The sequence below is a fragment of the Arthrobacter sp. 9MFCol3.1 genome (genome assembly GCF_000620385.1).
GTDB lineage: Bacteria > Actinomycetota > Actinomycetes > Actinomycetales > Micrococcaceae > Arthrobacter.
The window spans coordinates 213695-227195 of the sequence record NZ_KK211131.1 but is presented as its reverse complement, the minus strand read 5'-3'; the positions used below and the strand labels follow the sequence as shown (position 1 = coordinate 227195).

The 13501-nt window shown below is 67.8% G+C and carries 12 protein-coding genes and 1 pseudogene; 5 read left to right on the top strand and 8 right to left on the bottom strand.

The window, feature by feature from the left end; genetic code table 11:
- Nucleotides 1-106: 106 nt before the first annotated feature.
- The 4 genes and pseudogenes from C560_RS0118425 to C560_RS0118410 all read left to right on the top strand — a co-directional run bounded on the left by C560_RS0118425 (nt 107) and on the right by C560_RS0118410 (nt 4546).
- Nucleotides 107-1069 (top strand): helix-turn-helix transcriptional regulator, encoded by a 963-nt coding sequence (locus tag C560_RS0118425; RefSeq protein ID WP_051533290.1) that lies wholly within the window; start codon nt 107-109, stop codon nt 1067-1069.
- Nucleotides 1062-1925, top strand: coding sequence for an SDR family oxidoreductase (locus C560_RS0118420; protein ID WP_026539310.1), 864 nt, complete (start codon nt 1062-1064; stop codon nt 1923-1925). Before C560_RS0118425 ends, C560_RS0118420 begins: the two co-directional genes overlap by 8 nt.
- Nucleotides 1926-2100: 175 nt before the next feature.
- Nucleotides 2101-3076 (top strand): annotated as a pseudogene (locus C560_RS22395) (aldo/keto reductase).
- Between the two features lie 102 nt (nt 3077-3178).
- Nucleotides 3179-4546 carry an MFS transporter gene (locus tag C560_RS0118410; protein ID WP_026539309.1) on the top strand — a complete coding sequence of 456 codons (1368 nt, stop codon included), beginning with the start codon at nt 3179-3181 and terminating at the stop codon, nt 4544-4546.
- Here the strand turns inward: C560_RS0118410 and C560_RS0118405 are convergent.
- Nucleotides 4461-5711, bottom strand: a complete 1251-nt coding sequence (locus C560_RS0118405; protein ID WP_051533272.1) for an MFS transporter — start codon at nt 5709-5711, stop codon at nt 4461-4463. The two genes, C560_RS0118410 and C560_RS0118405, sit on opposite strands and share 86 nt — an antisense overlap.
- A gap of 74 nt (nt 5712-5785) precedes the next feature.
- On the opposite strand from C560_RS0118405, the gene C560_RS0118400 reads away from it, so the two are divergent.
- Nucleotides 5786-6328, top strand: coding sequence for an ArsR/SmtB family transcription factor (locus tag C560_RS0118400; RefSeq protein ID WP_026539307.1), 543 nt, complete (start codon nt 5786-5788; stop codon nt 6326-6328).
- A 51-nt stretch (nt 6329-6379) separates the two neighbouring features.
- Here C560_RS0118400 and C560_RS0118395 read toward each other — a convergent pair whose 3' ends face one another.
- From C560_RS0118395 to C560_RS0118365, 7 genes are all read right to left on the bottom strand, one after another.
- A complete protein-coding gene (locus tag C560_RS0118395) occupies nt 6380-7702 on the bottom strand; it encodes a nicotinate phosphoribosyltransferase (protein WP_026539306.1) in 1323 nt (440 codons plus the stop codon).
- Nucleotides 7703-7832: 130 nt separating this feature from the next.
- Entirely contained in the window at nt 7833-8576 is a 744-nt protein-coding gene (locus C560_RS22390; RefSeq protein WP_043423409.1) for a DsbA family oxidoreductase, read from the bottom strand.
- 55 nt (nt 8577-8631) lie between these two features.
- A complete protein-coding gene (locus C560_RS0118385; protein WP_026539305.1) occupies nt 8632-9168 on the bottom strand; it encodes a GNAT family N-acetyltransferase in 537 nt (178 codons plus the stop codon).
- A 10-nt stretch (nt 9169-9178) separates the two neighbouring features.
- Nucleotides 9179-10216, bottom strand: coding sequence for a Gfo/Idh/MocA family protein (locus C560_RS0118380; RefSeq protein WP_026539304.1), 1038 nt, complete (start codon nt 10214-10216; stop codon nt 9179-9181).
- Between the two features lie 4 nt (nt 10217-10220).
- Nucleotides 10221-11138, bottom strand: a complete 918-nt coding sequence (locus tag C560_RS0118375) for a TolB family protein (RefSeq protein ID WP_026539303.1) — start codon at nt 11136-11138, stop codon at nt 10221-10223.
- Between the two features lie 164 nt (nt 11139-11302).
- Nucleotides 11303-12298: a sugar phosphate isomerase/epimerase family protein gene (locus C560_RS0118370; protein ID WP_026539302.1), complete on the bottom strand. Its 996-nt coding sequence runs from the start codon at nt 12296-12298 to the stop codon at nt 11303-11305.
- Between the two features lies 1 nt (nt 12299).
- Entirely contained in the window at nt 12300-13493 is a 1194-nt protein-coding gene (locus C560_RS0118365) for a Gfo/Idh/MocA family protein (protein ID WP_026539301.1), read from the bottom strand.
- Between the last annotated feature and the right edge of the window lie 8 nt (nt 13494-13501).

The window sequence follows — 13501 nt, the reverse complement described above, 5'->3', positions numbered from 1 at the left end:
ATAAATATCGACCGGTTCTGAGGGGCCACGTCTGTATCCACCACCTCAACTGGGGGTGTCTGACAGACACTGCCACCGCCCGTCCGGCCTGCGTAGCGTGGTGGATGTGGAAAGAAAAGACGAAATCCGAGACTTCCTGATCTCGCGACGGGCGAAGATCACCCCAGAGCTGGCCGGCCTGCCCAACTACGGCGAGCTGCGCCGCGTGCCGGGACTGCGTCGGGAGGAAGTGGCACAGCTCGCCGGGGTAAGCACGGACTACTACACGCGGCTGGAACGCGGCAGCATCCGCGGCGTCTCGGACTCGGTCCTCGACGCTGTGGCCTCCGCCCTTCAGCTGGACGAGGCAGAGCGGACGCATCTGATGGACCTGGCGAGGACGGCCAACACGCCATCATCGCGGCGTCCGGCGCGCCGGCCACCGCAGCAGCGGGTCCGTGCGGGAGTTCTGCGTTTGCTTGACGGGATGACCGGCGCGGTCGCCCTGGTGCAAAACGGACGCTCGGACGTGCTGGCCGCCAATGCCCTGGGCCGCGCGCTGTACGGGCCAGTGTTCGCGTCCACGGCAGCCGCCCGTCCGGAGGCCCCGGGCCAGTTGCCGAACCAGGCACGTTATCTCTTCCTCGATCCGGGCGCCGGGGACTTTTACCCCGATTGGCGCGCAATCGCCGCCACCACAGTGGCGATGCTCCGCTCGGAAGCGGGCCGGAATCCCCATGACCGCGAATTGAACGAGCTGGTCGGTGAGCTGACCACACGCAGCGGGCACTTCGCCGCATTGTGGGCCGGCCATGACGTACGGATCCACACCACGGGAACCAAGCGCTTCCACCATCCGGTCGCAGGGGACGTGTCGCTGCAGTTCGAGACGCTTCACCTTCCCGGCGATGAGGGACAGACCCTCTTCACCTTCACCGCGGAGCCCGGCTCCGCGTCCGAAAACGCGCTGGCGTTCCTTGCCAGCTGGGCGGCATCGCCCCCAACCACCACCAGCGACTCTTCCATCCCGGATCTGCGCTCCCACGCGCGGCCCGGAACCCCTAACCCAGGAAAGACAGAACATGACTGAGCAAAACGACGCCAAAACCGAGCAGAAAGTCTGGTTCATCACCGCGGCAGGCCGCGGTATGGGCACCGACATCGCCAAGGCGGCCCTGGCCGCCGGCCACGCGGTGGTCGGCACCGGCCGCAACCCCGACAGGGTGATCCGGGCCGTAGGCGACAGCGAGGACCTGCTGGCCGTGAAACTCGACGTCACCGACCCCGCGGACGCCACCGCAGCCATCCAGGCCGCCGTCGACCGGTTCGGCCGGATCGACGTCCTCGTGAACAACGCCGGCAACTTCTACGCCGGGTTCTTCGAAGAAATCACCCCGGAAGACTTCCGGAAACAGATCGAAACCACCATGTTCGGGCCCATGAACGTCACCCGCGCGGCCTTGCCCGTCCTGCGGGCCCAGCGCTCGGGCCTGCTGGTCACGATCTCCTCGACCGCCGGCATCGCCGGCGGGGAGTTCCTTTCTGCCTACGCCGCCTCGAAGTTCGGCGTCGAAGGCTGGGCCGAGTCCCTGGCCCCCGAAGTCGCCCCGTTCGGGATCCGCACCATGATCGTGGAACCGGGGTTCTTCCGCACCGAGCTCCTCACCCCGGAATCCACCAGCTACGCAGCATCCACCATCGAGGACTACGCCGAGCGCACCGAGCAGACGGTCACCGCGTGGAAGGGCATGAACGGCCAGCAGGGCGGGGACCCGGCCAAACTCGCCAACGCCCTCATTCAACTTGCCGAACTGGATGAACCGCCGCTGCGCTTCGCCGCCGGAGCCGACGCCGTCGGACTCGTCGAGACCCGGGCCAAGGACCTCCAGGCCCAGGCCGACGCCCACCGCGAACTCTCCAGCAACCTCGCCCACGACGACGCCTAACACCGACGCCTGACACCTACGCAAGCGGACGACGGCGGGAGCCTCCCGCCGTCGTCCACCAGGTCCGCACATACCAGCTGGACGCCAATGGCTGCCGGCTGCCCAAAACCCCTTGCCGGGCTGTGGGCCATGCCCACGTCCCAGGCCCGGGAACCACACTCAAAGGAAACACAACATGAAGAACGCACGCCTCGGAGGCCTGGAGGTCTCCCGTATCGGACTCGGCGCCATGACCATGGCCGGCACCTACACCAGCGAGGGCGCCCTGGATAACGCGGAGTCGATCCGCACCATCCACCGGGCCCTCGACCTCGGGGTCACCCACATCGACACCGCGGAGATCTACGGGCCGTTCCTGAGCGAGGAGATCGTCGGCCAGGCCGTCAAGGGACGCCGCGACCAGGTCAAGATTGCAACGAAGTTCGGCCTGGTCTCCCATTCCGGCGGCGGCCCCGGCGTGGTCGACAGCAGCGCGGCGAACGTGAAGGCCGCCGTCGAGGGCTCCCTCAGGCGCCTCGGCACGGACCACATCGACCTGTATTACCAGCACCGGATCGACCGGAACACCCCGATCGAGGAGACTGCCGGGGCGGTTGCGGACCTGATCGCCGAGGGCAAGGTGCTGCACTTCGGGCTGTCCGAGGCCTCGCCGGAGACCATCCGCCGGGCACACGCCGTGCAGCCGGTCTCGGCATTGCAGACGGAGTACTCGCTGTGGACCCGGGACGTGGAGGCGGAGATCCTGCCGCTGCTGCGCGATCTCGGAATTGGTTTCGTTCCGTATTCGCCGCTCGGACACGGGCTGCTGACCGGCCAGATCCGCTCCGTCGACGACTTCGCCGATGACGACTGGCGCAAGACCAACCCGCGGTTCACGGGCGAGAACTTCCGCCGCAACCTCGCGATCGTCGATGAGGTAAAGGCCATCGGCGATCGGCGCGACCCCCGCTCAGACCGCCCTCGCGTGGCTGCTGACCCGCGGGATCGACATCGCCCCGATCCCCGGCACCCGGCGGGTCTCCCGGGTCGAGGAAAACACTGCGGCCGAAGGCATCGAACTCACCCGTGACCAGCTGGAGCGGCTGGACTCGCTCCGGCCCGCTGCGGGGGAACGCCACGACGAGGCCAACATGGCCTCGATCGACAGCTGACAGCGACTCAAGACCGAGCAAGGGGCGCGGATGCCCGACCCGCGCCCCTCCCCGTCCGCCTCCTTGCCGTCGTCCCGCCCCCTCCCAAGAAGCAGGAAGACCATGACCAAGTCCGCCGCGCCCCTCACCGAACCCGCCGCTCCGCTCCCGGAAGCGGCGGGGCCCACGGAACCGGCGGCGCCCACGCGGTTCCCGTGGGCGCCGATCCTCGTCCTCGGATTTGCCTGGTTTCTGGCTGTCGCCATCGAACTCAGTCCTGCCGGGCTGCTCGGCGGCATCGCTGCCGACTTGAACATCAGCACCGCGGCCGCCGGAACACTCACCACGTTTTATGCGCTCGGCAACGCGATCCTGGTGCTCCCGCTGACCGCACTGGCCCTCCGTTTCTCGCGGCGCAGCGCACTTAACGTCGTCATGGCCGCGTTCGTCGCCAGCAACCTCATCGTCGCCGTCGCGCCGACCCTGGCCGTCGCCGACGCGGGCCGGTTCCTGGGCGGCGCCTGCTACGCACTGATCTGCACCCTCTTCCCGGCAGTCGCCGTTCGCATCGCCGGCCCGCGGCACGCCGGGAAAGCGATCACCGTCGTCTTCGCCGCCACCAGCCTGGGGGTAGCGCTCGGGGCACCCCTCGCGTCGTTGGCGGGGGACGCCTTTGGCTGGCGGGTCACGTTCGTCGCTGCTGCCGCGCTGGCCCTGGTCGCCGGCATGCTGATGTCCTTTACCGTTCCCGCAGTACGGGAACGCAGGCAGAAGGGCCCGTCGTTTATTCAGACAGCCCGGATCCCTGGAGTAATGCGTGTCGCGATCGGGTGGGCGCTGGTCATGCTCGCCCACTTCGTCGTCCTGACCTACATCGACGCCTACCTCGAGGACCTGGGCGTCCCGAAGTACGTCACCAGCGTCACCCTGTTCCTGATCGGGGCCAGCGGACTCGTCGGCACGATCCTGATCGGCCGGCTCACCTCCCGTTCGGTGTACGCCGCCCTCCTAGCGGCGCCCATCACCGTCGCCGTCGGGTTCACCGTGCTGTTCCTCAGCGGCGGGAACCTCGCCATCGTTCTCCTCGCCGTTGCACTGTGGGGGCTCGGAATCGCCGCCGCAGTCGTCGTCTACCAACAAGCCCTCCTGCTCACCGGCCGCCGGGCACCCGAAACAGCAACCAGCATCGGGGTGCTCCTCGCCCAGGCCGGCTTCGCCGCCGGCGCCACGGTCGGAGGCGTCACCCTCGACTCCTTCGGCGTCGCCACCATCCCCCTGGTCGGCCTCGCCTTCGTCGCCGGGTCGATCATCATCGCCACGACCCTTCGAAACACCATCCGCAACTCGCCCGCACAAGCTGCTGGCGCAGGACCGTCCTGCCCAGACCTCTCCGGAAGGCAGCAACCTAGGATTCGCCGTCGGCCGCGGCAATTGCCTTGTCCGTCAGGACGGGCATCATCCCCAGCAGCGCTAGGGTCAGCACTCCCATGATGCCGAACATGACCTGCAGGCCGAGCCATTGGGCCAGTAGGCCGCCGGCTGCCGCACCGAGGGGCATGGTGCCCCAGGCCAGCAGGCGGTAGGCGCTGTTGACTCGGCCCAGCAAGCGGTTGGGAGTAATGCGCTGGCGCAGGGATACCGTGATGACGTTCCAAAGCACGATCAGCATGCCGCCCACAAAGAAAATTGGGCCAAGAACATAGGGATTGTCGGTCATGGCGGGCGCACCAACGAACAGCGCGGCCCCGAAGATCGTGAGCATCAGGGACTTCGACCGGCCCAGCCTGGCCTCCACCCGCTCGGAGATGAACGAGCCAACGAAGGCGCCGAGCGCGGAGGTGGTCAAGAGCAGGCCGAACCCCACTTCGGACAGCCCCATCTGTGAAGCCGGCCCCACGGCAAACAGCACCAAGACCGCGAATGCCGCGCTGGATGCGAAGTTGAACACCCCGGTCATCACAGCGAGTGTGCGCAGGATCTTCTGGTTCCAGAGGAACCGCAGACCCTCGCCAATATCGAATCGCAGTGTCGTCTTCTGCTCACGCTCTGTGCGAAAAGCCCCCGGGACCAGGAACAGGCCGCCGACGGCCGCAAGCCAGAATGCCGCCGGCACGGCAACGCCCGCAACGGCGCCGACGGCCACCAGCAGCCCGCCCAGCGGGGGACCAATGAACTGGTTGGTGGTCAGCTCGACGGCGTAGAGCCGGCCGTTGGCGCGCGACAGCTGATCCCTGTGCACCAGCTGGGGCATGATCGACTGCGCGGAGGTGTCGTAGAGCGTTTCAGCCACACCCACCATCAGTGCGACAACGTACAGAGCCCACATGGAGCCCAAATCCAGCACAACGACGGCGGCCAGCAGGGCGGGCAGCATCGCCCGGCTGAGGTTGGCCCACAACATGAGCTTGCGCCGGTCCAGCCGGTCGGCCAGCGCGCCGGCAGTGAGGGCGAAGAGGAGCCAGGGAAGCGTCGCTGCGACGCTCAGTCCGGCAACGAGGGTGGGTGACTGGGTGAACTGAATGGCCAGCAGCGGCAGCGCGATCTTGAAGACGCCGTCGGCGAGGTTGGAGAGCCCGGATGAGGCCCACAGCTTCCAGTAGGACGCACCCAGCGGCGCACGATGCCGTTCCTTCGCCTGCACAGCGTGATTGGTCATAGGTGGACCATTCCATAGCGATTGAGAAAATTCAAGGTGGTTGAATCTAGTACATCCGATTGTAGGATTGGGGCATGACGGATGCAGAGCAGGCGAGTGCGGACCAGCAAAGACCCGTCGCGAGCGCCCGGGAGATCAAGGCGCTGGCCCATCCGCTGCGCCTGAGGATCCTGCGCCTGTGCGGGCTTCACGAACTGACCAACAAACAACTCGCCGACCGGCTGGGCCAGGATCCGGGGACGGTGCTCTATCACGTGCGGCAGTTGCTCTCGACGGGATTCCTTGAACCCGCCGGGGTCCGCACCGGAGAGAGCGGCGCGCTGGAGAAGCCGTATCGTTCCACGGGGCGGTCCTGGAAGCTGGACACCGCATTGGGTGAAGCCGGTCCCGCCGGTCCGCTGGCACCGCTCGAGGCGTTCCGGGAAGAGCTGACGGAAGCAGGGCCGGATGCACTCGCCAGCCTCTCACGCTTCGTCCTGCACCTCTCCGAGGAAGATGTTGAGGACCTCACCACGCGTATCCACGCTGTGCTGAGCGAATATACCGACAGCGATCGGCAGCGATCGGACCAGCCCGCCTACGGCGGCATCTTTGTCCTGCACCGGACGACAGACTAGGTCCCGGTCCTTTCGGAACGGGATTTGGGTCTTGCGTCGCTTTGGCCGGCTCTATTCGTAGATGGTGGGGATGGCCGGCTCGCCGGGCTGCAGTCTGTCCACCACCCGGGGCAGTTCCGCCATGGAAGCCGTGTGCCGGTCCCGCGCCCGCCCCACCGCGTCCGGGCCGGTCCAGCCGGGCAGGATTTCGCCGTCTTTCATGAACTGCTGCAGGAGGGGACGCCCCTTTCTTCCGGCGGCCGGCGGGTGGCCCACGCCGAGGACCTCGTGGGTGGCGGTGCCCCGGTCGTCGAGGCGGCGCACGGCGAACTTGCGCCCGCCCACGTTGATTTTGTCCTTCGAGGTCTTCGCCACGGCGGTCAGCTCACCGGAGTCCCCGGCCCGGCTCACCAGCTTGTAGACCATCCCGGCCGTGGGCGCCCCGGATCCGGTCACCAGCGACGTGCCGATGCCATAGGAGTCGGCCGGGGCAGAGCGGAGCGCGGCGACGGAGAATTCGTCCAGGTCCGAGGTCACCACGATCCTGGTGTGTACGTTGCCGAGGCTGTCCAGGAGTTCGCGGACCCACCGCGCCTGGGCCACGAGGTCTCCGGAGTCCAGCCGGATGGCGCCGAGTTTGTCTCCGGCGAGGTCGACGGCGGTGCGGACCGCCGTGTCGACGTCGTACGTGTCCACGAGCAGCGTGGTGCCGGGCCCGAGGGAGGCCAGCTGCGCCGCGAAGGCCTCGCGCTCGGAATCGTGGACCAGCGTAAAGGAGTGGGCCGCGGTGCCGATGGTCCGCAGGCCGTAGCGCCGCCCGGCGGCCAGGTTGGACGTGCCGGAAAAGCCGGCGATCACGGCCGCGCGGGCCGCCGCGGCGGCCGCTTCCTCATGCGTGCGGCGGGAGCCCATCTCAATGCAGGGCCTGCCGCCGGCGGCACTGATCATCCGGGAAGCGGCCGAGGCGATGGCGCTGTCATGGTTCAGCACCGACAGGACATAGGTCTCCAGGACGCAGGCCTCGGCGAACGTCGATTCCACGATCAGGACGGGGGAGTGCGGGAAATAGGCTTCCCCTTCCGGATAGCCCCAGATGTCGCCGGAGAACCGGAAGTCGGCCAGGTGCTCCAGCGTGTCCTCATGGACCACCCCGGCCCCGGCCAGAAAATCGAGGTCGTCCGCCTCGAAACGGAAGCCCGCGATCCCCTCCAGGAGCCGTCCGGTGCCGGCCACGATCCCGTACCGCCGCCCGCCCGGCAGCCCCCGGGCGAAGGCCTGGAAGACGGACCGGCGGTGTGCCGCACCCGAGTGCAGCGCCGCCTGGAACATCGTCAGCTCATAGTGGTCCGTAAACAGGGAGGTCCGGGGCCAGTCCGGTCCGGCCGAAGTGTTCATGATTCACTCTAGGCCGGGCCGTCCGAAGCCGCAGGATGCCGCCAGTGCCGGGAGTTCGCCGGGAACGCCCCGAGTCGCCGGAAATTTCCGGCGACTCCGGGAGTTTCCCGCGACTTCGACGAGGCCGGGCTCAGACGGGGCAGCCGTCCGGGCCGCAGGCGCCCGCGGCACTATCCGTTCCGGCGACACTATCCGTCCCGCCGGCGGCACCCGCGGCGGCGCTCACCATGACCAGCGGGTGGCTGTCCTGCCACGCCTGCTCGAGGGCCGCGCTGAAGGTCTCCGCGGGCTGGGCGCCGGAGAGCCCGAACTTCCGGTCAATCACGAAAAACGGGACGCCGCTGATGCCCAGGGCGCGGGCCTCGGCGATGTCGTGGCGGACGTCGTCGGCGTAGGCGTCGGTGCTGAACAGTTCCGCCAGGTCGCCGGCGTCGAGTCCGAGGTCCAGGCCCAGGGCGGTCAGGTAGTCCTGGCTGCCGATGTCTTGGCCGTGCTCGAAGTGGTCGCTGAGCAGGCGTTCCTTCGCGGCGTCCTGCTGGCCGTGGGCGGCGGCGAGGTGGATCAGCCGGTGGGCCGTGAAGCTGTTGGCCACCACGACGGCGTCGAACCGGTAGTTCAGCCCCTCGCCCCTGGCCTGGGCCGCGACGTGCTCGAACATCTGCGATACCTGCGCCGGAGCCATGCCCTTGCGGGTGCTGAGGTAGTCCAGTTCGGTGCCGTCGTAGTGCTCCGGGAGCGTGGGGTCCAGCTGGTAGCTGCGCCACTGCACCTCCACGGAATCGCGGTGCGGGAAGGCCGCGAGGGCGGTTTCGAATCGGCGTTTGCCGATGTAGCACCAGGGGCAGGCGACGTCGGACCAGATCTCAATCTTCATGCCCGCCACAACCGTGCCGCCGCCGGGTCCATTCCCCGGCGGTCTGTCGGCTTCGTCACGGTGTGACCGGGCGCTCCATCACGAAGTCGTGTTCCACGGTGCCGCCCAGCCGGAAGGACTTGGTGCCGACCTTGCGGAAACCGGACTTCTCGTAGAACCGGATGGCACGGGCGTTTTGGCTGTTCACGCCGAGCCAGATCCCGCGGGCGCCGGCCGCCGCTGCCGAGCCGATGCTGGCGTGCATCAGTTCGGCCGAGGCGCCGAGCCCGTGGTGCGCCGGGTGGACGTAGCACTTGCTGAGCTCGGTGCACGGCAGTTCGCTCAGGACAGCGGCCACCTCCGGGTCCTGGGCGGGGCGGGCCACCAGCAGGCTGTAGCCGCGGAGCTCGCCGTCGGCGTCGATCACCAGCACGGTTACCTCGGGATCGGCCAGATAGGCCCGGAAATTGGCCTCGCTCAGGGTGCTGGCCAGGTGGGCCGCGATGTCCTCCGGCCGGGACTCCGGCGGGCACGCCAGCGGGAAGGTGACGGCCGCGAGCGCAGCCAGCCTCCCGGCGTCGTCCGCGGTGGCTGTCCGGATCTGGTGCGTCATGGCTAAAACCCTAGCCCGTCCCCACGCCCTTAGCCGGTGTGGAGTCGGCGTCGTAGCTGAGGCCGATCTGGCGGCGGATTTCGTCCATTGCTGCCATGACGGCCACTGACTCGCGGGGCGGAAGGATGGTGCCGGCGGTTCCGCCCTCCCTCACCAGTCGTTCCAGTTCGGCGGCCTGGTACTGCATACCGCGGCTGGTGACAGGCTGCTCATAGCGTTCAACAACGCTGCCATCCACTGCATGGACGGTGAAGGGCGTGGGGTTGTACCAAGTGGATTCGATATCGATCCACCCTTCGGTCCCGATGACCATGGCCCGGTTGGCGCTGGCGGCGTCCAGCTCGCAGTCCACTATGGCCTGCTGACCGCCAGCATATTCAAAGATGGCCGCAGTCTGCCGGTCTACCCCGGTGGCGGTCATGGACGCACTGGCGCGGATGGTCTCCGGGGTGCCGAGGATGTCGAAAGCAAAGGAGACCGGGTAGATGCCGAGGTCCAGCAGCGCTCCGCCGCCCAGTGCAGGATCGTTTAGCCGGTGGGCAGGGTCCTTGGGCAGGCTCTGGTTGTGGCCGGCGACCACCTTCCGGACCTCGCCGATGGTGCCTTCCTCGATGATTGCGCGGATGCGGACCATGTGCGGGAGGAATCGCGACCACATGGCTTCCAGCGCCACGAGGCCTTTGGCTTCCGCGACGTCAACAATGTCCTGGGCTTCGCGGGCGTTCATGGTGAACGACTTCTCCACCAGCACATGCTTGCCGGCATTCAACGCCAACAAGGCATTGGCGTGGTGGAACGGATGCGGCGTGGCGATGTAGACCACGTCAACCAGCGGGTCGGCCACCAAGTCCTCATAGCTGCCGTGCGCGGTTGCCACACCGTGCTCATCAGCGAACGCCTTGCTCGAATTCAGCGTCCGGGAGCCGACGGCCTGGACAGTGAAGCCGTTCTCGATCAGGTCCTGCGTTTGCAGCCCTGCGATGAAACCGGTGCCGAGGATTCCCCATCGGATGCGGCCGTCAGAGGTGCCGGTGGGCTGAGAAGTCACGTGTTTAGTCCTTTGGTGTGTCGGTGTCGGCGAGTGGGTAGGCGACGTAGGCGAAGCGAGCGGAATCGGGCGACCAGCTGTTGACGTTGAGCGTCCCCTGGCCATCGAAGAGGGGCCACACGTGCAGGGGTGCGGCCCAGTCGACGGTGGAGACCAGCACGACGTCGACCGGCAGGTCCGCGGGGTGGCCCTCCGTGCCGGCGGGGAAGCGGATGTAGCTGGCCAGCCGCCCGTCGGGAGAGAGATGGGGGAACCAGTCGACGGTTTCGCTCTCAAGGAGGCGCTCGAAACCGCTTCCGTCAACCTGCACGCGGGCAAGCTGCGCGTGGCCGCGGAGAGAACTGAAGGACTCCGTGTTCAGGTAGAGATACTTTCCGTCGGGCGAGTATTCCGGTCCGTCGCAATGGCCGGGGCCGACATCGACGCCGGCGGTAGCGCCGCCGTCGGACGGTATGGTCCTGAGGCGGCCCGGCTGCGTAAAGTCGCCGGCCTCAATGCCAACGTATGCCAGCTGGAACCCATCCGGGCTGACGCCGTGCAGGAAGTGGAAGGAGCCGTCGTCGTCGGTGATCCGCTCCGCCGGACCTCCACTCAATGCTGCCCGGTAGACGTGGCCGTCGTTCGCCGAGAGGAAGATGCCGGTGCCGTCGGGCGCCAGGACATGGTCGTTGTTGAGGTCGGGGATGCCGGTCAGCGGGACATGGCTGATGGTCCGGTCGGTGAACTCAAACCGCCAAAGCTTCCCGTCCCCGTTGAGGAGGAGGGCCGAGCCGTCAAGGGTCCAGTTGGGCGCTTCGAGGAGGAGCTCGTCGGTGCTGTAGACAAGTTCGGATTCGCCTGTGACGGACGCTAGCCAGACCTCGCAGCGCTGGCCGGGCCGCAGTTCCCGCGGGGCGATGGTGTTTTCCGGGATGTCCGGCACTCGAAGCTCCTGACGATGACAACTTTGTGGACGGTTGAGTTTTCGCTACGACATCAGACCAGGGCCACGCAATCGGTCCGGCGCGGCGTGGATCCGGGGTGCGCCGGACCGGTGTCGCCGCGACTGTCCCGAAGCATAGCGAATCCTGACTTGCGGCGCCCCGCTTACTGCTTGAAGGCGGCGTCGAAGGAGGTGTTCGAGGCCGGGAAGTCGAACCTCTTCAGCGCTGCGAGGGCTTCGGGGGCGCCGTGGAGACGGTCCATGCCCGCGTCCTCCCACTCGATGCTGATGGGGCCGTCGTAGCCGATTGCGGTCAGGGCGCGGAAGGACGATTCCCAGGGCACGTCGCCGCGGCCGGCGGAGACGAAGTCCCAGCCGCGGCGCGGGTCGCCCCAGGGCAGGTGCGAGCCCATGACGGTGTTCCGGCCGGTGGGGCGGAGCTTGGTGTCCTTGCAGTCCACGTGGTAGATCCGGTCCTTGAAGTCCCAGATGAAGGAGACCGGGTCGATGCCCTGCCACATGAAGTGGGACGGGTCCCAGTTCAGCCCGAATGCCTCGCGGTGCCCGATCGCCTCGAGGGTGCGGACGGTGGTCCAGTAGTCGTAGGCGATCTCGGAGGGGTGGACCTCGTGCGCGAAGCGGACCCCGCATTCGTCGAAGACATCCAGGATGGGGTTCCAGCGGTCCGCGAAGTCCTGGTAGCCGGCCTCGATGACCTTCTCCGGCACGGGCGGGAACATCGCGACATACTGCCAGATCGAGGAGCCGGTGAACCCGACCACGGTGTCTACGCCGAGGGCCTTGGCGAGCCGGGCCGTGTGCTTCATTTCCTCCGCGGCGCGTGCCCGGACGCCTTCGGGCTCGCCGTCGCCCCACACCCTGGCCCCGACGATGGCCTCGTGCCGGAAGTCGATTGGGTCATCGCACACCGCCTGGCCCTTGAGGTGGTTGGAGATGGCCCAGACCTTGAGGTTGTACTTGTCCAGCACGGCGAGCTTGGAGTCGACGTAGCCGGGTTCGTCCCAGCGCCAGGCGTCCAGGTGGTCGCCGGAGACGGCGATTTCCAGGCCGTCGTAGCCCCAGCCGGAGGCCAGGCGGGCGACTTCCTCGAAGGGCAGGTCGGCCCACTGGCCGGTGAACAGGGTGTAGGGGCGGGGCATGTCAGGCCCTTTCGGTAGCTGTTTGGGTTGTTGGTGCGGACGGGGTGAGCTGGATGAGCGAACTCTTGGCCGCGGCGCTCTCTTCCACGGCGGCGAGGATCCGCTGGACGTTCAGGCCGTCCTCGAACGACGGCGAAGGCTGGGTTCCGTTGCCGACCGCGACGAGGAAGTCGCTGATCTCGTGCGTGAACGTGTGCTCCCAGCCGAGCACGTGGCCCTGCGGCCACCATGCTTCCAGGTAGGGGTGCCCGGGTTCGTTGACCAGGATCCGGCGGAAGCCCTGTTCGCGGACCGGCAGTGTGGCGTCGAGGAAGCCGAGCTCGTTCAGGTCCTCCAGGTCGAACAGCAGGGCTCCCTTGTCGCCGTAGATCTCCAGCGTGAGCGAGTTCTTCCGCCCGGTGGCAACCCGGGAGACCTCGACGGAGGCGATGGCCCCGGAGGCGAGGGTCAGCGTTGCCCAGGCGGCGTCGTCGACCGTCACGTCCTCCAGCCCGGCAGCGCCGGGACGCTGCGGGGTGAAGGTGTGCAGCCGGCCGGAGACCTCGGTGACCTGCTCGCCCAGGAGGAACAGCACCTGGTCGATCGCGTGGGAGGCGATGTCCCCGAGGGCCCCGGAGCCGGCGGTTTTCTTGTTCAGCCGCCAGGTCATGGGCGAGTCCGGGTCCACGAGCCAGTCCTGCAGGTAGGCCGCGCGGACGTGCCGGACGGTGCCGAGCCGGCCCTCCGTGATCAGCTCACGGGCCAGCGCCAGGGCAGGGACCCGCCGGTAGTTGAAGCCGATCATGGACTGCGCCCCGCGCTCCCGTGCAACACGGGCTGCCTCCGCCATGGCCTCCGCCTCGGCCAGGGTGTTGGCCAGCGGCTTCTCGACCAGGACGTGCTTGCCGGCCTCGAGCGCGGCGATGGCGATTTCCGCGTGCATGAACCCCGGCGCGCAGATGTCGACGATGTGGATGTCATCGCGGGCGATCACTGCACGCCAGTCCGTGGCGGACTCGGCCCAGCCGTACTTTGCGGCCGCCTCGGCGACCCCCTCGGGATCGCGGCCGACCAGGACGCGCCGTTCGAAGGCCGGGACATCGAAGTAGCTGGCAACATTCCGCCAGGCGTTGGAGTGGGCCTTGCCCATGAACGCGTACCCGATCATGGCCACACCCAAAGGGGGAGGGCCGGGGCTGGTTTCTTGGGAGTTCATTGCTGGTT